Below are 18,634 nucleotides of genomic sequence, written 5' to 3'. Positions count from 1 at the left end.
GCCGTGACCTTCGCCCTCAAACTCCGCCGTGTCCGTCGAGCCGCCCGCGCCGACGAGGAACGACCCGCACCAGGTCACGACGCCGCACCATGACGTCCAGCGAGGACCGGGCGTCGGGCGCCGGCACGGACCCCTACGCGCTCGCCCTGCGCAGCGGCCGCGACCAGGTGTACCTACGCTCGGGGGACGGACGTCGGATCCGGATGCCTGTGGATCGCTGGTACGCGCAGCCCACCGTGGCCGACGACTCCGTGCTCAATCGCTGCGTCGGCCCGGTTCTCGACGTCGGCTGCGGCCCGGGCCGGCTGTGCAGGGCACTCCTGAGCCGCGGAATCTTCGCGCTGGGCGTCGACGTGGCTCCCCGCGCGGTGGCTCATACCATCGCTTGCGGCGGAATCGCACTGTGCCGATCGGTGTTCAACCGGCTACCGGCCGAGGGAAGCTGGCAGACCGTCCTGCTCATCGACGGCAACATCGGTATCGGCGGTGACCCGCGCGCCCTGCTGTGCCGCTCCATCCGGCTCACCGCGCCGACGGGTGTTCTCCTCGTCGAGGTCGACCCTCACGACGTCGAGGAGCTGTGCACCGCCTGGTTCGAAGACATCCACGGCCGCAGGGGGCCGCCGTTTCCCTGGGCGTGTCTGGGAGCACCAGCGCTCCACAGGATCGCCGAGGACCTTGCCCTCAGCGTCACCGGCCAGTGGAGATGCGGCCACCGATGCTTCCTCGCCCTCGGCCGCCAGGACTCATCCTCGGGACGTCGTTGCTGAGGCGGGGTTGACGACGCGCTGGCAAGGAGACACGACGTACGCCGCCCAGACGCCGAGCGCGGGGTGCGACACCAGGTCGTCGCGCCACCCGGTCGGGGCAACCGCCGGCGGCCGGCACGTGCGATCAACCGATCGTGCTGATTGGGTGGGGGTGATTCTGCTGTGCAAGGAGGCTGGGATCAATGACACTCGTCAGACACCTGAAGAGACCTGCGGCGCAGGCGGCTGCTCACGTCGTCCAAGCCGGGCCACGTCCGGCCCACGGTAGACGGGCTGCGACACATGAGTGCGCGACCGATCGGTGACCACGCTCTGCTGTCCGACTGCCGCTCGGCCGCGTTGGTGACCTCCGACGGCTCGGTGGACTGGCTGTGTCTGCCCCGGTTCGACAGCCCGGCGATCTTCGCTCGACTCCTCGACGAGGACGCCGGCCACTGGTCCATCCGCCCTACCGGCCCGGTCGACATCAGCCGCCGCTACGTCAAAGACACCCTTGTTCTGGAGACGACCTTCCGCACAGCCGCGGGTACGGCGGTCCTGCACGATGCCCTTGCCCTGGGGCGGCGTGAACGCGGGCACGCGCTCGGTGCCGCTTCTCCCGGAACGCTCCTGCGGCGGATCACCTGCACCGAAGGGCGGGTGAACATCGACATCGACTACGCGCCGCGCCCGGAGTTCGGACTCGTCCACCCCCTGCTCTCAGCCGTGCGAGGCGGGCTCGCGGCGTACGGGGGTGCCCACGTTCTGCTGCTGTCGAGCCCCGTCGACCTGCGGGTGAGCGGCTCCACAGCGCACGGCCGAATCCCGCTCGCGGCGGGGCACCGCCTCGGATTCGCCCTGCACGTCGGGTCGGCCTGGGAAAGGGAGTCGGTGGGCTGGCGAGCGGGGCGGATCCGGCGCCGTATGTCCGACACCATCGAAGGCTGGCGCTCCTGGTCGAAGCTCCACCGCGGCTACGTCGGCCCCTGGCAGGACGAGGTGAGCCACAGCGGACGCGTGCTGAGAGCCCTGACCTTCGCTCCCACCGGGGCAATCGTCGCCGCAGCCACCACCTCTCTGCCCGAGAAAAAGGGCGGGATGCGCAACTGGGACTACCGCTACACCTGGGTCCGCGACGCGAGCTTCACCATTCAGGCGCTCGCCACGGCCGCCTGCGAGAAGGAGAAGAACCGGTTCTTCGACTTCCTCGCCCGGGCTGCGGCAACCCAACTCGACCGCGGCGTCGACCTGCAGATCATGTACGGCATCGGGGGCGAACACGACCTGAGCGAGCGGCTCCTGCCGCACCTGACCGGCTGGCGCGACAGCAGCCCCGTACGGATCGGCAACGACGCATGGCGTCAACGCCAACTCGACGTCTACGGCGAACTCCTCGATGCCGCTCACCAGACCCTTCCGCCCGGTGAGCCTCTCGCCCCGGCCACCCGCACCTTCCTGCTTCAGGCAGCCGAGACAGCCGCCCAGCGCTGGACCCACCGGGATCAGGGCATCTGGGAAAGACGCGGACCCAGCAGACACCTCCTCCACTCGAAGCTGATGTGCTGGGTCGCCCTGGACCGCGCCATCGCCATGGCCCCCGCCCTCCAGGCCGGCGAACGCCTGCCCCACTGGCAGCACGAGCGCGACCAGATCCGCCAAGCCATCGAACAACGCGGCTGGAACCCCAGCCTTGGCGCCTTCACCCAGGCATTCGACAGTGACGACCTCGACGCCTCCGCCCTGATGCTGCCCATCGTCGGCTTCCTGCCGCCGCACGACCCCCGGATCCAGTCCACCGTGCTGGCCATCGCCACCCAACTGACCGACCGCAACGGCCTGGTCCGCCGCTACCTCACCGACGAGTTGCAGGGAGAAGAAGGCGCCTTCTTGCTGTGCACCTTCTGGCTTGCCCAAGCCCTCGCCCTCACCGGCCACACCACCCGTGCACGACACGCCTTCCAAGCCGCCCTCGCACACGCCAACGACCTCGGCCTGATGGCCGAGGAGACCGACGCCACCACAGCAGAGGCCCTCGGCAACTTCCCTCAAGCCTTCAGCCACATCGGGCTCATCAACGCCGCTCGCGCCATCCGCGATGCCGAGCGACAAACAACGCCCGCCCAGTAGGCCAACAACTAATGTGTAGCGCCAACCGCCCTACCGATCTGCGCACTCACGCAGGCGCACAGTGAATGGTCTCTGCCCGTAACGAAGACGCCCATGACGGCCCCCACCGGCCTTGTCTTCAGCCGGGAAGGTCGGATGCCGGCCATGCGGGTCATGCTGCGGGCTCCCGATCGTCTTCCAGGACCCTGAGGTCGACGTCGAGGTGGGTGTCGTAGTCATCCGGGGCGATGCTGAGTCGTGCCGCAACGAGCGGCCGCAGTTCCTTCTGGGGGCCACGCCTTCCGCGCACCGCGGGCAGTGGCCCGGAAAACATCCGCTGCCACCGGACTGGATGCCCCATGTCATCGTTGGCCAGGCTGATCCCACGGCGACCGACCCCTGCCCGGCACCAAGCACAACCGGCTGCCCAGCGTCGGGGGCAGCGCAGTGATCGCGCGGGCGCTGCAAGAGCTGGAGCCCGACAGTACCGAGCAATTGCCGAGGATCGCCCGAGAGGGCGCCGATCTGGCGAGCAGGCTCCGGGACGCAGCGGGACCGCTTCTGCGACTGCGCTGAGCGAGCCACGGGCGAGGGCCTGGATGCGTCCTGACCTGTGGTGCTCGAAATATCCTCGCTCACGGTTCCTCAACGGCGCTGTAGCGCAGCTCGCAGCACTGCGGAGCTCTCGAAGTCCATCATGGGCGATCGTAGGGGACTCATTCGGGCGAATCGGCACCGTAGGCCGGGCGTGGCCGTGCGGCACGAGATCTTTGCACGCTTACTCTCCGGCTGATTGACCATCAGCATACGGTTCGCCTGCCGGACATTTCCGGTCGGGGCCCGCCCGCTCCCCTGGGGAGACAAGTGACCCTGCCCAGTACGCGTTGTTCCTCGCCGTCCCGCATCGTCGCCGGTCTGCTCCTCGCCGCGCTCTGGCTCGTCGGCTGCGCGGGGAGTGCACCGAGCGAGCGCTCCAGCGACACGCAGGGGTCCGTGGTCGAGGGCGGGCCCACACCGCCGGGCGCGGGGCCGCGGCTCCAGGATCCTCCGGAGGTGGTGAGCCGCGACGGCTTCCTCAGGACCACGATCGTGGTGGAACGGCGAAAGGTCCGCGTCGGCAACCGCCAGTTGTACGCGACGACCTACAACGGGGCCTATATGCCGCCCACGTTGCGCGTGTGGCCCGGCGACCGTATCGACCTGACCATGATCAACAAAACCGACAAGTACACCAATCTGCACACGCACGGTCTCTTCGTGTCGCCGCGTGCTCCCTCCGACGACATCTTCATCTCCATCAAGTACGGGCAGTCGTACCACTACACCTATCAACTGCCGCTCAGTCACCCCACTGGCACCTTCTGGTACCACTCACACGCGGACATGCTGTCCGCCCCGCAGGTCGCGAGTGGTGAGTCGGGCGTCCTCGTCGTCGAAGGTCTGAAGCAGCACCTGCCTCCGTCGTTGCGGAACATCACCGAGCACACCATCGCGCTCAAGGACTTCCAGGTCCAGGGCGACGCGATCAAGACCCATCCCCTGAGTATCGGCGCGTCCACCCACCGCACCGTCAACGGCCAGCAGAACCCGGCGATCCACATCCGGCCGGGAGAGACCCAGTTGTGGAGGCTGGCCAACATCGGCGCCAACATCTACTACAAGCTGCACCTTCCGGGCGCCCGCTTCCACGTGATCGCTCAGGACGGCGTTCCCGTGGGCAGGGTCCACGCCGAGGACACACTGCTCGTTCCCGCCGCCGCTCGCTTCGATGTCCTGGTCCAGGGCGGCGCTCCCGGCACCACCCGGCTGGAGACACTGCCGTACAACACCGGCCCGGCCGGGAACCAGTTCCCCCGGGCCGACCTCGCCACTGTTGTCACCAGTGGCACGCCCATGACGCGGGCCGCGCTCCCGACCGACCTCGGCCCTTACGAGGACTTGAGCCACGCGACGATCGCGGACCGCAAGACCGTCGTCTTCACGGAGAACAAGGCCGGCACGGTCTTCTACATCAACGGCCGGACGTACGCCCCGAACCGGACCGACTTCGTCTCCACCCTCGGCACCGTCGAGGAGTGGACCGTCCGCAATGACTCGGACGAGGACCACAGCTTCCACCTGCACACCAACCACTTCCAGTTGATGAGCACCAACGGGAAGGCCCACGACCCCACCCACGGCGTGTACGACACGGTGAACGTGCCGAAACGTGGTGCGATCGTCGTTCGCATCCACTTCCGGGACTTCACCGGCAGGACCGTGTATCACTGCCACATCCTCAATCACGAGGACATGGGCATGATGGCCGTCCTGAACATCGTTCCGCCCGGCGCGCGACCCCGGGCCACCCACAGCGGATGACCGCCGACACGCGGTGCGACCGCCCCGTTCACCAGGCCTGACCTGGGTCACTCAGCTTGACGCCCGCCCCGACCGTCCTCGAAAAAACGCCTGCCACGCGATGCCTTGGGGGACGATGTTGCTGTCACGGACAGAAAGCCCCCTCGGCCGCGTCAGTGGCCCTTGACGGGTACCGCGGTGGTCGGGGTGCCCCCCTGACCCGTGGCGGAGCGGCAGCAACGGGCCCTGCCGTTCTGCCAAGGCGTTCACTCAGGGACAGCATGTGATGTGCAGGTGTGCCGCGGCGTTGTTGGCGTATCCCCTGGGATTCCAGACGGTCGCCGGGGATTCGGCCTGCACGGCCGCGGTGGAGTCCCAGGCGCGTGCGATGAGCTCGGCCTCACCGGGGGGCAGAGTGACCATGGCGCGCCAGTGCTGCCAGGTCCAGGGATTCTCCGGGGGGTCGAGATCCGTGGAAGTCCAGGTGCTGCCGTGGTCGGCGGAGACATCCACGCGTGCCACGGTTCGGTCGTCCCCGGCGAAGGCGAACCCGCTGACCTCGGTCGGTCCAGAGGGCAGGTGGTCGTTCTTGCCGGGCCGCAGGATCGCGCAGTGGATGGCGACCGGGCCGAGGTGCAGATCAAGCGGCGGGCCGTCGACCTCGGAGTCCATCCCGAGGCCCTGCGGACCTGGATCCGTCAGGCCGAGGCCGATGCCGGCGAACGCGGCGGCCGGCTGACCACCGGCGAGCGCGAGGAGCTTGCGGCCTTGCGTAGGGAGAACGTCCAGCTCAAGCGGGCGAACGAGGTGCTGCGCACGGCCTCGGCTTTTTCGCCGCGCAGCTCGACCCGACCCGGCCCAGGTGACGGCGCTCCTTGACCTGAGGGCGCGACGCGCGGCTCGTGTCAGACAAGGAACTCGGCGAGCGGGAAGGAGCGATGGCGACGTGGTGGAACCAGATAGTTCTGCCGGTGGGTCGTGTGCAGGATCGAGTTGATGCCGGCGTGGGGGCTGCGCGGTGCGATAGGGAGCGTCATATCTGGATAGTGGCCGTCCATCGAGAGCCGAACGAGATTGAAGAATGCAATCGTCGGCTGGAACGAAATGAAGTGCAACCCGGCCGCTGGCTTCTTGCTGTAGTGGTCTGCCGTCGGATCGGATGTGTAGTGGAATGGATTGTCCAGCGTGTCGAAATCGCCGCGCACGGGGATGGTCGTCCCCGTGGGGTAGGCCTTCCCGTAATTGCTGGTCGTTGGTGACGTGGTGCTGTCCACCTTCGACATGCTCCCAGTGTGGCCGTAGGCGTGGTACCGCTGGACCCCTTGCGCCACTTCGGCCTCACTTTGACCTGGCGGTTGGAGGGCAAGCGTACCCGGCGCGGGCGAGAGGCCGGGCTGGAGCATCGCCTGGACGCGATCCGCGTACTGAGGGAAGTTTTGTTCATACCAGGTCACCAGATCTTGAAACAGATGCGAGAGATGCATGGTGGTCCCCTGTTTGAAGTAACCGTTGGGCCACTGATTGGTGAGGCCAGGTAGAGTCTCCAGATTGGCGATGTTGCCGGGTCCCATATTCGAGTCCAGGGTGGTGGCGAAGCCGAGGAAGCCTTGCGCCTGTCGAGGGATCGACTGTGCACCGGGGATATTAGCTGCCAGCGCCAGCTTGCTCGGCAGGCCCTGTTGCCCGTAGAAACCGCCCCCGGAGAAGCCCTGGCGGATACTCGTCACCTTGAACAGGCTGCCCGCCTGGTTGCTTCCAGGCCCGAAGAGGGCGTTTTGGGCTGCCTTGATATTGGCGAGCGAGTCACTGCGGAGTAGCACGGCCACGTCGTTCTGTTCCAAGCGGACCGGCCCGAAGCCGGGCGGGGGCTCGTCGCTGGGAAACGTCCTGGCCTCCTGCAGCGCATATACGGTACGGCCCTCCGTCTTGGAGGTCATCAAATCGACCGGCAGATACGCTGGGTAAGGTGTTCCCGCCTTGAAGAAACCTGACGTCTTGCCCAGAGTTGGGATGTAGTGCTGGAAGTAGGAAAGTCCCCAGGCTACCGTGGTGGCCACTCCTGCTGGAGTGGGCGGAAATTGACGTTCCAGACCCAGGAGGGCGGACTCGAGGTGGTGCTGCGCCTCCTGCAACGCCTTAGCTTTCGCCGGCACATTCAGCCTTGCGGTAATGACATGATCGTGCAGGGCCGGCACCCGGACCGCAATCGCGCCATTCCTACTCTTCACGCCCGAGCCATTGACCATCACCACCTGCTCGTTCTGCAGGATATATTGTTCCTGGATGGGCGGACTGTCGGCGACAGCGGCCCGGTCCGGTGGTCTTGCAATGCTGTCGATCGCCTCATAGATGCCAGCGGATGCTAGAGCAGTACCGAGGGTGCCCGCCGTCCCAAGAAGAAGGCGTCGCCTATTCAAGTTCCCGCGTGATCGTTCCGCACGCGCATTTTCGTTGCTATCTGTCATGAAACGCATTCCGCCACTGTGGAGTAGATGCCCGCCACCGCCCTGCATCGAAGGTCTGACCTGCTCGAATGACCGGGACTGACCTTCCTGCCACTAATGGGCATCGGAGGGGTCGGGGGTTGAAATAGAAGGTGAGGACTAGGTGAGTGCGCCGCCGCTGAGGGCCGTCGCCCGATTCGCCGTGCTACCACGTCTCTCCCATAAGGGTCTGCTCGCGATGCGCGGTTCCCAGCGCCGACACAACCTTGCGTACGTGCCGCTGGATAGCCGATGACAGTGGGTGTGCTGACTAGTAGTTGCCATCGTCATCACCTTCGCTGTCACGATATAACCACACGCGGCCTGGGCCATTGAAGCCGACACGCGGCCTGGGTCATTGGAGCCGACACCAATCTGGTGCGGCTCAGAACCTATAGGCTCACCCAAGACTCGCTGACAGACAGTGCTGCGACGATTCCTTGAACCCGGGCAGTACACGCCCATCAAGCTCACCGCACGCCGGGTCAGCTGGTCAAGACCGAGTGCGTCCGCGGCCTCGTCTTCGCCACCCGGGCCGAAGTGAACCTCGCGCTCCTTGAATACATCGACGGCTTCTACCATTCCCGCCGCATCCAGAAACGGATCGACTACCTCAGCCCCATCGAATTCGAGGAAAATCACTACGCCGACGAGGCAACGACCGAACCAGTTCCTTCCCGACGTTCTGATGTTTGCGCTGGTCACGAACGCATGCGGGCCACGCGTCGCACTAATCCCAGGCATCAACCGCTGCGCGGATGTGCCGCCACCTCACGAGCCGTTCGTGGCGCCAGCGCATACCGCGGGCCTCGGTCTGAGCGGGAGCTCGAAGGCTCGGGCGTATCAAGAGGTCACCGCGGAGTGGGCTCGCACCACCAACACCAACGAGTGCGCGAGGTGGGTGTTGACGCTCACAGGTGCTGGATTTCACCGGTCTGGCGAGAGGCATCGAGGCCCGTTCTTCAGAAGACATACATCCAGCACCCGAATCGAACATCCGAGAAACTGCGGCATTCCCTCGGGATTCCCTTGGAAAGGGATTGGTTCTTCAGGTGGGCGATGCCGTGCTCGACCCGGATACGGCGTGAGGAATGCGCCTTGCGCTGCCGTTCGTACATCTCCTCGTACCAGTCGGGGGCGTTCTTCTTGAACTTGGGGCGCGGTGGTGTCACCACCCGGCCGCCGGTCTAATAGTCGGGTCGCCCGGGGGAATCTCACCCCCGGGCTCCCACGGAACCGTACGTGACAGTCTCCCGTCATACGGCTCTTGTCGTTCTGGGCCTCGATCCCGCCGGGGCCGCCCAGGTCCAGTGAGCGAAGTACTTCGGGCGCAACGCGTGGCCTTGGGCCAGCCGCCGCAGGGCCTGTTTCATCCCGACCTGGTACTTCTTCTGGATCCATCGCAGCAGGTAGGTATTGATGCGATCAAGCAGCGGATACAGCGCTGAGCGGTAGAAGCGCCCGTAGTAGTTCATCCATCCCCGAATCACCGGATTGAGCATCTGAGCCTGGGTACTGATCGCGGGCAGGAACGCGGTGAACATCACCCCGTGCTTGTCCTTGGCGCCTCGCGGCCGGAACGTGAACCCCGGGAACGTAAAATCGGTGACCGGAAAACGGCCACGACGGTTGTCGTCCCTGCAGTACACGATCCTGGTCTTGTCCGGATGCAGTTCCAGACCGACCTCGGCCATCCTGGACCGCAGCGCGGCCAGGACCCGTTCCGCTTCCGCCAGGGTGCGGCAGTGCACCACCGCATCGTCGGCGTCACGCTCGAACGAGCAGCCCGGATACTCCCGGACCATCCACGCATCGAACGCATAGTGCAGGAACAGGTTCGCCAAGACAGGCGACACCGCTGAACTGAGGCGACCCCTGTGGTGTGGACACTCTGACAATGGATCTTGCAGATCCGAGGGAACGTGTCCTGGTGGGACGTAGGTCTCCGTATCCGGTGGAGTTCAGGAACGATGCCGTCGCGCTGTACCGCGCGGCGGGCGGGAAGCGCACGTATGCGGCGGTCGCGGCGGATGTCGGGGTGACCGGCGAGACCCTGCGGAGCTGGGTGCGCCAGGCCGACGAACACGCGGGCCGCGATCACGGCCGCGGCGAGCAGAGCGCGGAGAGCCGGGAAGAGGAACTGGCCCGGCTGCGCGCGGAGAACGGCCGGCTGCGCAAGGCGGAGAAGGAATGGGAACTCGAGCGGGAGATCCTGCGTCGGGCAGCCGCCTATTTCGCGAAGGAGATGAAGTGAAGGCCCGCCGAGCTGCGCGGCTTCGGGCACACCATCAACCGCAAGCGCGTCGAGCGCCTGATGCGCCAGCACGGTATCGAGGGCCAGCACCTACGGCGCCGCAAGCGCGCCACGGTCCCCGACCGGCTTGCACCACCGGCCCCGGATCTCGTCCAACGCAACTTCTCCGCCAGGCAGTTGAACGAGAAGTGGTGCGGCGACATCACATACGTGCAGGTCGGCGGGACGTGGCTGTATCTCGCCTGCGTCATCTACAACTGTTCACGCCGGGTGCTCGGCTGGTCGGTGGCCACGCACATGCGCACGGAACTGGTCATCGACGCCCTGGAGATGGCCGTGGCGACCTGCGGCGGCCACGTGGACGGGGTGATCTTCCATGCGGACAGGGGCTCGCAGATCAGGTTCAACCAGTGGATGCAACACCGGCCAGGCGTCGGGCCTTCATCGTGAGCGCGGCGACTCCCAGCGCCATGCCGGGGCGCGCAGGGCCCACGCTGGTGAGCGGTGGCACGGACGGGGGCCAGCGGCAGGTAGCCGACGTGCGCGCTGCCGAGGACGTCCTGGACTCGATCAACGGAGCTGTCGTCGGAGATCTGGTACGGGCACGGCGTCACAGGCGCCTGTCTCCGGGTCGGCCTGGGGCCGCCCGGACATCGTCGATCACTCAGGGTGAAACCGGAACGTACACCGGGATACGGGAAGTCCTGGGCAATGCCCAGGCTACGCCCGCCGTCGATCCGGATGGTTCCCGCAGTAGTGTGGGGGGGGTACCCAAGGGCTTCCCGCGCACCGGCAGACACGTCGGCGTCACCCTCGGGCAGATGAGCGGTCCCCGCTGGCGGACCGGACGGGCGGCGCCCGAGATGTCCACTCCACTTCCTTCCACGGGACCTTGGGCCGGGCCCGGGGCCCCCCACCTGCCCCGGCTCGCGCTGGACCCGACCCTGTCCCACGCCGGACTCTTCGACGGGGCGTGGTGGCCCCGCTCCCGCGACATCCGCGCGGAACTGCCGGACATGCTCACCGCGGTCAGCGCACACGTAGGCCGCATCCTCCGGGTGAGTCTGTCCAGCACCGCCTGGGACGACGTCCCGCGCACCGTCACCGCGGACGGCCTGGCCGTGCGGATCGGCTGGTGCGCCACCAGCAAGGACACGATGAGCCTCAGCCAGAGCATGCAGGACCACATCCTCGTCCTGGTCATCCCACCCGACACCGAACCGGGCGTGGCCGCCGCTGCCATGGCGACCGCCTCGACGCCGGGCAACAACACCCCGGCCGCCGAACTGCTCGGCCTGCGCCCGGACTGAACCGGTCAGCCCAGCGCCCTCCTGGTGCTCCCGCGCCGAACGGACCACACATCGGGCCGCCCCGCGTCCGCGGCGCAACAGGCGGTGTTGTCAAGTTGCTGTTGCGGCAGGGGAGTTGAGGGGTGCTGGAGGTGAGTTCGGCCGGGCCGGGGGCATCCTGGTCAGGCGGTCGTGAGGGCTTTGGTGACGGTCTTCCGGATGCGGACGGTCGGTCGTCCCGGTGCGATAGCCACTCGCTGTGATCAGATGGCGTCGGGGCCGGAGGTGGCCGGAGATCCGGCTGAAGGCGGCAGGGAACCTCCGGGCCGCTCCGCTGGAGCGGAAGCCCTTCATGGCGCGCTCGCGCCGCCTCATGGGCTGATGACTGTTCTCGGGCCGGTGCCCCGGCGGGGGCGGCTGGGTCCACTTCTTGCTGATCAGGTGCTGGTGCCAGGCCAGCCGGGTGCGCGGGGAGACGATCCGGTGGCCGCGAAGCATCTGGGGCAGCACTCGCGCGAAGGCAGCGAGCAGCGCCCGATCCGGCCAGGTGGGCTTCGGGGCGGCCACCTGGCAGCGCAGCACCGCGACCTCGTGCCGCAGGAGCAGGATCTCCGCGTTCTTCGCCGCTGAGGATCGGCACAGCAGCACGAGCCACGCGACGACGCGCGTGGCGAGCAGGTAGATCATCCGTACGAACACGAGACCCGATCGTGCCGGATCGCTCAGCGCGGGCATCACCCGAGATCAGCCTCGGTGAAGCAGTTCTGGAGCGATACGGTGTCGGCGGACGCCGGGGCTGATTCATCTCCGCGAACGCATAGCTTGACCGCCGTCACTTACCGTGACCACGCACAGATTGACGCCCGCCGTGGCGGTTCTCAAGCTGTAGAAGGGGCTGGTGGAAGGGGCCGTGGTCGTGAGCGGTAGGCAGAGTGGACTTCCCCGGCTGCTGACCGCAGCGGAGAGGGCGGCGCCGGTGGACGCCGTCGACGTGGTCGCAGAGGACCTGCGGCGGCGTTTCGAGGCCACGAAGATCTCCTTCCTCATCGTGGACCTGACGGGGAAAGCGGTGGCGCGGCTGTCTACCGCCGTCGGCGTGGAGGGCGGGCGGGAAGCGGAGCGGATCCCCATGTTCGGCGGCGTCTACGAGCAGGTGATCCGTACCCAGCGGCTGTATCAGGAGGCGACCAGCCAGGGACAGCGGGTGATCGTGCCGGTCACCAACCGGGGGGACGCAATCGGACTGCTGGAGCTGCTCCTGCCCGCCGACCCCGGCGACGACGTCCTTGATGCGGTCGGGGAAGCCGCCCACATCCTGGCCTACGTCGTGATCGCCAACGGGCGCTTCACCGACCTCTACACCTGGGGCAAACGCTCAAGGCCCCCCACGCTGGCAGCTGAAATCCAGTACCAGCTGCTGCCCCCGGCACTGTCGTGCGAGGCCGCACAGTTCACCCTGTGCGGGAACCTGGAGCCCTCCGAAGACCTCAGCGGCGACACCTTCGACTACACCCTGGACCGCGACACCCTGCACGTGTCGGTGACCGACCCCATGGGCCACGACATCGACGCCGCCCTGGCCGCCACGGTGCTGGTGGGCGCCCTGCGCGGCGCCCGTCGCGCCGGAGCCGGCCTGGCCGAGCAGGCCCACGAGGCCGACCAGGCCCTGGCCGCCCACGGCCACGGTCACGCCACCGGGCAACTGCTGCGCATCAACCTCCACACCGGGCAGGCCCGGCTCGTCAACGCCGGCCACCCCTGGCCCCTGCGCATGCGCGAGGGGGCCGCGGAGGCGATCACCTGCGAGGTGGACCATCCCTTCGGGCTGTCCGTGTCCGTGCCCCACCCCTACCGTGTTCAGGACATCGACCTGCGCCCCGGTGACCGTCTGCTCATGCTGACCGACGGCATGCTCGAACGTCATGGGGAGAAGGTCGACCTGCTCGCCCTGCTGGAGCGCACCCGGGACCTGCACCCGCGGGAGACGGCGCTGACGCTGACGTCCGCAGTCCTGGACGCCGCCGGCGGCCGGCTGGAGGACGATGCCACCGTGATGTGCCTGGACTGGTACGGCCCTCAGCAGACCCGGCGGCACGTCAGCTCCGGCGCGGACACTCAGCAAGCCTCAGCCGGCCGCGCAACGCAGTAGCCGTGACCAGGGCGCTCTCCTGGACGGCGCCAGACGGCCGGTGAGTAGCTCTCGCGCCTCGCCTTTTCTGCAAGCCTGAGTCCTCACATTGCCCAGCTGCTGCGGGCGGCTCCGGAGACCTGCCCGAATGAGACATCACGAGGTGTCCGGAGAACCGTCCCACTTGGGCTGTGCTGCCCAGCCCTGCGTGTGCCGAAAACTCATCCGCGCAGTTCACACCGCGTGTGTCCTTGCAGAGCCGCCGTCGAGCCGCTCGCGGATGACCTCTCGCCTGTTGCTCGCCTCGGTGGCAGGTGCCGGCGCCGGACTCGTCCTCGCGCTGGGCGGAAGAGTGATCATGGGTTTCTTCAGCGATGCCTCGGCAGTCGTCGACTCAGGTGAAGTCCTCTTGTGGTATCTCCTGCCGTACCTCGTCCTGCTCGCCGGAGTGGTGGGGCCGGGCGGCGTCTTCATGGGCGGCAGCAGGACACGATCCCTGTTCTGGGTCACCGTGCTCGGCGCGTGCGTCCAACTGCCGTTCGCCTACACGCTGAGTTCCGTGCCGGCTCTCGACGTCCACGGCGTGTGGCTGTCCATGATCATCGGCACGGCGGCCCAGTACGTCATGACGGTGCTGCTCTTCCGGCGCCTGGTGGCCTCGGCCGGGCCCGCTCGCGAGAGCAAGCACAGTCGCGACCGCGATCAATATCGCCGCAGGCGAGAAGACGATCAGTGCGACCCATGTCCGGCAGTTGCGCACAGGCCGGAAGACGAACCCCACGATGCGTCACCTGGAGGCTCTGAAGCAGTCGGACACACGTGATGATCGGCTGACGTCGAACACCTGCCCCGGGCTGAGCCCTTTACCCAGCTCGGCTTGAGTATGCGCGCTCATGTCCGGCGGATCCCCTCGCGGCGAGTATCGGTGCAGCGCCGCAGCCGAGTGGCGCAGGCCCGATCCAGGGTTGAGACAAGTATGGAGATTCCCATGTCCCGACGTGTTGCTCTGTCCGTGGTCGCCGGTGTCGTTCTCCTCGGTGGCGCCGGTGCCTTCGCTCTCGCCCAGGCCGGGGAGCAGACCCCGGCGCCGGCGCACAGCACCGCCCGCTACTCCGCTCCCGAGGGGGACCGCGACGGCTCGCTGGTCTTCGTCACCGACGTCACGGCGTCCTCCGGTGTCAAGAGCGTGAAGGTGCTGGCCTGGCCGCAGCACTCGTCCTTCGCCGAGAAGGGGCTGACCGCCAAGGACATGGCCGCCGCGGAGACGGCCGTCTGCAAGCCCGCCGGCCAGGACACCGTGCGCTGCACCTACACCGCCAAGGTCACCGGCGCCGACGCCAAGTCGTCGCCTCACGGCACCTGGCACGTCGCCGTCCTGGCCACCGCGAAGGACGGCACCACGACCCTGGACACCAAGGCGGCCGAGTTCACCGTGCGTTGACCGTAGGACCGCTCGTGCGCCCTGTCACGCCAGCGCGGCCTGTGCGGAGCCGTAGATCGGGAAGATCTGGTCGAGGCTCGTGATGGTGAAGATCTGGCGGATGTCGGGGTCGATGATGACCAGTCTCAGGGCGCCGGCGCGGGCATGGATGCGTTTGTGGATGCCGACGAGGAGGCCGAGGCCGGTCGAGTCCATGAAGGTCGTGTCCGTCAGGTCGACGATGAGTCGGTGGCGGCCCGCCTGGATCCTCTTGCCCAGGTCCTCCCGGATGCGGGGCACGGTGTGCACGTCGACCTCCCCGCGGATCTCGATGACGGTCCAGTCGTTCTCGTCGTGGTGACGGATGCGGAATTCGGGGTGCATGCCTCGCTCAACGGCACAACCTTGGGTAGAGGTTGCGGGCAGTGCCTGGCGCACGCGCGTTCTGCATATGCGCGAACGATTGGCCATGGCTTCGCCCCGGGTCCCGTTGTCCGGGTACACGTGCACACGCGTACGGCCGGACCGCGCCGGGGCCGTGCCCGGGCGCGGTCCGGTGGTCAGAGGTCCAGCACCAGCCGGGGGCAGCGGGCGCGGCCGACGCAGATCATCATGGTGTCGTTGGCGGCGCGCTCCTCCGGGGACAGGAGGCTGTCCCGGTGGTCGGGCACCCCCTCGACGACCTTGGTCTCGCAGGTGCCGCAGATGCCCTCCCGGCAGGAGTTCGCGGCGTCGATCCCCTGCTCCTCCAGCGCCTGGAGGATCGTTGTGCCGGCGGGCACGGTGACGCTGCGGCCGGTGCGCTGGAGCACCACCTCGAACTCCCCGTCGGCGTCCGTGGCGGCGGCCTCCCGGGGTGCCGCGGCGAACCGCTCGGTGTGCAGGGTGCCCGGGGGCAACGGGGCGCAGAGCCGCTCGACTGCGGTGAGCAGGGGCTCGGGGCCGCAGCAGTAGATCGCCGTCCCCTCCCCCGGTGTGCCGAGGAAGGGCTCCAGGTCGAGCAGGCCGTACTCGTCCTGCGGGCGCACCAGCACCCGTTCGCCGTAGGAGGCGAGCCGCGGCAGGAACGCCATGCCGGCTCGCGTCCGTCCGCCGTACAGCAGCGTCCAGCGGGCGCCGGCGGCGGTGGCCCGGTCCAGCATCGGCAGCAGCGGGGTGATGCCGATGCCTCCGGCGACGAAGAGGTACTCGGGGGCGTCGACCAGCCGGAACCGGTTGCGCGGCCCGGTCACCTCGACCTCCTGGCCCGGGCGGAGAGTCTCGTGCACAGCCAGGGAGCCGCCGCGGGACGCCGGTTCCCTGAGCACGGAGACCTGCCAGAGGGACCGGTCCTCGGGCGATCCGTTGAGCGAGTACTGCCGGGTGAGGTCCCCGGGCAGGTGCAGGTCGACATGCGCGCCCGGCTCCCAGGGCGGCAACTCGCCGCCGTCGGACCGCCGCAGGCGCACGGAGACCACGCCCTCGGCCTCCCACACCAGGGCGGACACACGCAGCCGCAGCCGCTGCTCCCCGTCCGTGACGGGTGCCGCCGCCATCAGGGCACCCAGCTCAGGGTGCGGCCCCGGGCGGAGCCGAGGCGGACCACGGCGACCCGGGCGTCCGGGGCGCCGCAGGAGACTTGGTCGTCGCAGGAGACTGGGCCGTCGCAGGAGACTGGGCCGTCCGGGTGCCGGACGTCCACGTGCAGGGGGTCGTCCCCCGCCAGCACCATCGCGTCGGCGTCCGCCAGCAGGTGCCGTCCCTCCACCAGCAGCCGTCCCCCGGTGGAGACCAGGACCAGCACGTCGTCCTCGGCACGGTCCACGGTCGTGCCGGCGCCGGGGTCGAGGACCTCCACGCGGGCGGTGACCGCGGCGGGGTCGGCCGCCACCTCCAACACCGCTCCGTCGGGCAGGGTTTCGGTGACCCGCCGTGCGCCGGGCAGTGGGGCGGTGGTGGGGCCGTGCCCTTGGGCGAGCAGCCGTACCTGCCACTGCCAGGTCTCACGGCGGGGCGTGTCCGGTGCGGCCGCGACCTCCCGGCAGCCGCCGTCCACCTGCCGGTGGGCGTTGGCGCGGAGCAGGAGTCTCATCGGTCGTCCTCCTTCGTCGTCACTCGGGGAACTCGAGGGGGTTTCCTCAAGGGTGGGTGCCAGGGGCGCTCACCGCACGGCGGCCAGGAAGGCCTTGGTCCGCTCGTGCCGGGGCTCGGTGATGACCTGCCGGGCGGGACCGGTCTCGACGACCTGGCCGCCGTCGAAGAAGACCACCCGGTCGGCGACCTCGCGGGCGAAGCCCATCTCGTGGGTGACCACGATCATGGTCATGCCGGACGCGGCCAGGTCCCGCATCACCTTGAGCACGTCGCCGACGAGTTCGGGGTCCAGGGCCGAGGTCGGCTCGTCGAACAGCATCAGCTTGGGACGCATGCACAGTGCCCTGGCGATGGCCACGCGCTGCTGCTGTCCGCCGGACAGGTGACGGGGGTAGGCCTGGGCCTTGTCCTTGAGACCCACCTGGTCGAGCAGGTCCAGCGCCCGCTCGGTCACGGCCGCCCTGGGCTCCTTCAGCGCCCGCCGGGGCGCCTCGACGAGGTTCTCCAGCACGGTCATGTGCGGGAAGAGGTTGAAGTGCTGGAACACCATGCCGATCCGGGTGCGCCGGCGGCAGATCTCCTTGTCGCCGAGCTCGTGCAGCCTGGTCCCGCGCTGCTCGTAGCCCATCACCTCGCCGTCCACCCACATCCGTCCGCCGTCGACGGTCTCCAGATGGTTGATGCAGCGCAGGAAGGTGCTCTTGCCCGAGCCGGAGGGGCCGATGAGGCAGACCACCTCGCCCCGTCGGACCTCCAGGTCGACGCCCTTGAGGACCTCAAGGCGCCCGAAGTGTTTGCGGACCTTCTCGGCCCGGACCATCGGGGCCGGTTCCGCCGTGGCACTGCCGGTGGTCATGACTGCCTCCCGGTGGCGATCGGGGCGTGGGTGCGCAGGAGCTGCCGCAGCCGCTGGAGCGGGGTCGGGGGCAGTGTGCGGTTGCCGCGCGCGAACCGGCGCTCGATGTAGAACTGACCGATCGTGAGGACGCTGGTGACGACCATGTACCAGATGCTGGCGACGATGAGCAGCGGGATGGTCTGGAAGTTGCGCGAGTACAGGATCTGCGCGGAGTAGAGCAGGTCGGGCACGGCCAGGACGCTCACCAGGGCGGTGGTCTTGAGCATGCCGATGGTCTCGTTGCCGGTCGGCGGGATGATCACCCGCATGGCCTGCGGCAGGATGACCCGGCGCATGGTCTGGGTCCGGGTCAGGCCCAGCGCTCCTGCGGCCTCGGCCTGACCGTGGTCGACGGACATGATGCCGGCCCGGACGATCTCCGACATGTAGGCGGCCTCGTTCAGGCCGAGACCGAGGATGGCCGCGACCAGCGGGGTGATCAGCCTGTTGGCGTCAAGGGACAGGCCCGGGATGCCGAAGCTGAGCGTGGGGTACAGCGCCGCCAGGTTGTACCAGAACAGCAGTTGCACCAGTACGGGCGTACCGCGGAAGAACGAGACGTACAGGAACGCGGCGGACCGCACGACGGGGTTGACCGACAGGCGCATCACCGCGAGCACGACGCCCAGGACGACGCCGAGGACCATGCAGATCGCGGTGAGTTCCAGGGTGACGGCCAGTCCGCTGCCGATGGACACGTCCCGCAGGTAGGTGTCGACGACGTCCCAGCCGAAGCGGGGGTTGGTGAACACCGACCGCAGGGTCGCCGCGCCGATCAGCAGCAGTACGGCCGCCGTCAGCCAGCGGACCGGATGCCGTTTGGGGACGACGGTCAGGTCGGAGTCGGACACCTCGTCGATGTCCACTGCTGAAGGGGCCGGCAGGGTAGCCATG

Annotated in this window: 18 protein-coding genes and 1 pseudogene; 10 read left to right on the top strand and 9 right to left on the bottom strand. The window is 68.2% G+C overall.

The window, feature by feature from the left end; all coding sequences use genetic code 11:
* Positions 1-89 precede the first annotated feature (89 nt).
* The 3 genes from ACIP4X_RS32330 (at position 90) to ACIP4X_RS32320 (ending at position 5,216) form a co-directional block, all read left to right on the top strand.
* The gene (locus ACIP4X_RS32330; RefSeq protein WP_358737758.1) at positions 90-770 is read left to right on the top strand and encodes a class I SAM-dependent methyltransferase; all 681 of its coding nucleotides are present in this window, start codon (positions 90-92) and stop codon (positions 768-770) included.
* Positions 771-1,052: 282 nt separating this feature from the next.
* Positions 1,053-2,876: a glycoside hydrolase family 15 protein gene (locus ACIP4X_RS32325; protein WP_358737757.1), complete on the top strand. Its 1,824-nt coding sequence runs from the start codon at positions 1,053-1,055 to the stop codon at positions 2,874-2,876.
* Between the two features lie 843 nt (positions 2,877-3,719).
* A complete protein-coding gene (locus ACIP4X_RS32320; protein WP_358737755.1) occupies positions 3,720-5,216 on the top strand; it encodes a multicopper oxidase family protein in 1,497 nt (498 codons plus the stop codon).
* A 249-nt stretch (positions 5,217-5,465) separates the two neighbouring features.
* On the opposite strand, the gene ACIP4X_RS32315 is transcribed toward ACIP4X_RS32320, so the two are convergent.
* Positions 5,466-5,867 carry a hypothetical protein gene (locus ACIP4X_RS32315; RefSeq protein ID WP_391457097.1) on the bottom strand — a complete coding sequence of 134 codons (402 nt, stop codon included), beginning with the start codon at positions 5,865-5,867 and terminating at the stop codon, positions 5,466-5,468.
* On the opposite strand from ACIP4X_RS32315, the gene ACIP4X_RS32310 reads away from it, so the two are divergent.
* Positions 5,775-6,074: a transposase gene (locus ACIP4X_RS32310; protein ID WP_401351724.1), complete on the top strand. Its 300-nt coding sequence runs from the start codon at positions 5,775-5,777 to the stop codon at positions 6,072-6,074. The genes ACIP4X_RS32315 and ACIP4X_RS32310 overlap by 93 nt on opposite strands.
* Before the next feature lie 26 nt (positions 6,075-6,100).
* Here ACIP4X_RS32310 and ACIP4X_RS32305 read toward each other — a convergent pair whose 3' ends face one another.
* Positions 6,101-7,669 (bottom strand): hypothetical protein, encoded by a 1,569-nt coding sequence (locus ACIP4X_RS32305; protein WP_391457101.1) that lies wholly within the window; start codon positions 7,667-7,669, stop codon positions 6,101-6,103.
* A 498-nt stretch (positions 7,670-8,167) separates the two neighbouring features.
* Here ACIP4X_RS32305 and ACIP4X_RS32300 point away from each other — a divergent pair, with 498 nt between their 5' ends.
* Positions 8,168-8,869: an IS3 family transposase gene (locus ACIP4X_RS32300; protein ID WP_358737760.1), complete on the top strand. Its 702-nt coding sequence runs from the start codon at positions 8,168-8,170 to the stop codon at positions 8,867-8,869.
* A 65-nt stretch (positions 8,870-8,934) separates the two neighbouring features.
* On the opposite strand, the gene ACIP4X_RS32295 is transcribed toward ACIP4X_RS32300, so the two are convergent.
* On the bottom strand, positions 8,935-9,534 hold the full coding sequence (locus ACIP4X_RS32295) for a group II intron maturase-specific domain-containing protein (protein WP_391457103.1): 600 nt from the start codon (positions 9,532-9,534) through the stop codon (positions 8,935-8,937).
* Between the two features lie 74 nt (positions 9,535-9,608).
* Between ACIP4X_RS32295 and ACIP4X_RS32290 the strand changes: the two are divergent.
* Positions 9,609-10,382 (top strand): annotated as a pseudogene (locus ACIP4X_RS32290) (IS3 family transposase).
* A gap of 371 nt (positions 10,383-10,753) precedes the next feature.
* Entirely contained in the window at positions 10,754-11,242 is a 489-nt protein-coding gene (locus ACIP4X_RS32285) for a DUF5994 family protein (RefSeq protein ID WP_358737748.1), read from the top strand.
* 90 nt (positions 11,243-11,332) lie between these two features.
* Here the strand turns inward: ACIP4X_RS32285 and ACIP4X_RS32280 are convergent, their stop codons facing one another.
* Positions 11,333-11,920 carry a helix-turn-helix domain-containing protein gene (locus ACIP4X_RS32280; protein ID WP_391457105.1) on the bottom strand — a complete coding sequence of 196 codons (588 nt, stop codon included), beginning with the start codon at positions 11,918-11,920 and terminating at the stop codon, positions 11,333-11,335.
* A gap of 277 nt (positions 11,921-12,197) precedes the next feature.
* Between ACIP4X_RS32280 and ACIP4X_RS32275 the strand changes: the two genes are divergently transcribed.
* The 3 genes from ACIP4X_RS32275 (at position 12,198) to ACIP4X_RS32265 (ending at position 14,790) form a co-directional block, all read left to right on the top strand.
* Complete coding sequence (locus ACIP4X_RS32275; RefSeq protein WP_391457430.1) at positions 12,198-13,370, top strand: SpoIIE family protein phosphatase; 1,173 nt, start codon at positions 12,198-12,200, stop codon at positions 13,368-13,370.
* A 259-nt stretch (positions 13,371-13,629) separates the two neighbouring features.
* A complete protein-coding gene (locus tag ACIP4X_RS32270; RefSeq protein WP_391457107.1) occupies positions 13,630-14,172 on the top strand; it encodes a hypothetical protein in 543 nt (180 codons plus the stop codon).
* 165 nt (positions 14,173-14,337) lie between these two features.
* Entirely contained in the window at positions 14,338-14,790 is a 453-nt protein-coding gene (locus ACIP4X_RS32265; protein WP_391457109.1) for a DUF5707 domain-containing protein, read from the top strand.
* Positions 14,791-14,814: 24 nt separating this feature from the next.
* Here ACIP4X_RS32265 and ACIP4X_RS32260 read toward each other — a convergent pair whose 3' ends face one another.
* The 5 genes from ACIP4X_RS32260 to ACIP4X_RS32240 all read right to left on the bottom strand — a co-directional run bounded on the left by ACIP4X_RS32260 (position 14,815) and on the right by ACIP4X_RS32240 (position 18,633).
* On the bottom strand, positions 14,815-15,153 hold the full coding sequence (locus ACIP4X_RS32260) for an anti-sigma factor antagonist (protein ID WP_391457111.1): 339 nt from the start codon (positions 15,151-15,153) through the stop codon (positions 14,815-14,817).
* Between the two features lie 176 nt (positions 15,154-15,329).
* Positions 15,330-16,304: a PDR/VanB family oxidoreductase gene (locus tag ACIP4X_RS32255; RefSeq protein ID WP_358737741.1), complete on the bottom strand. Its 975-nt coding sequence runs from the start codon at positions 16,302-16,304 to the stop codon at positions 15,330-15,332.
* Positions 16,304-16,840: a hypothetical protein gene (locus ACIP4X_RS32250; RefSeq protein ID WP_358737739.1), complete on the bottom strand. Its 537-nt coding sequence runs from the start codon at positions 16,838-16,840 to the stop codon at positions 16,304-16,306. Before ACIP4X_RS32250 ends, ACIP4X_RS32255 begins: the two co-directional genes overlap by 1 nt.
* A 69-nt stretch (positions 16,841-16,909) precedes the next feature.
* Complete coding sequence (locus ACIP4X_RS32245; RefSeq protein WP_391457114.1) at positions 16,910-17,698, bottom strand: ATP-binding cassette domain-containing protein; 789 nt, start codon at positions 17,696-17,698, stop codon at positions 16,910-16,912.
* Positions 17,695-18,633: an amino acid ABC transporter permease gene (locus ACIP4X_RS32240; protein WP_358737735.1), complete on the bottom strand. Its 939-nt coding sequence runs from the start codon at positions 18,631-18,633 to the stop codon at positions 17,695-17,697. Before ACIP4X_RS32240 ends, ACIP4X_RS32245 begins: the two co-directional genes overlap by 4 nt.
* Position 18,634: the final 1 nt, after the last annotated feature.

This window comes from Streptomyces sp. NPDC088817 (assembly GCF_044750345.1).
Classification (GTDB): Bacteria; Actinomycetota; Actinomycetes; order Streptomycetales; family Streptomycetaceae; genus Streptomyces.
Note: the sequence above shows the minus strand (reverse complement) of the source record. Positions and strands in the feature narration are given on the sequence as shown.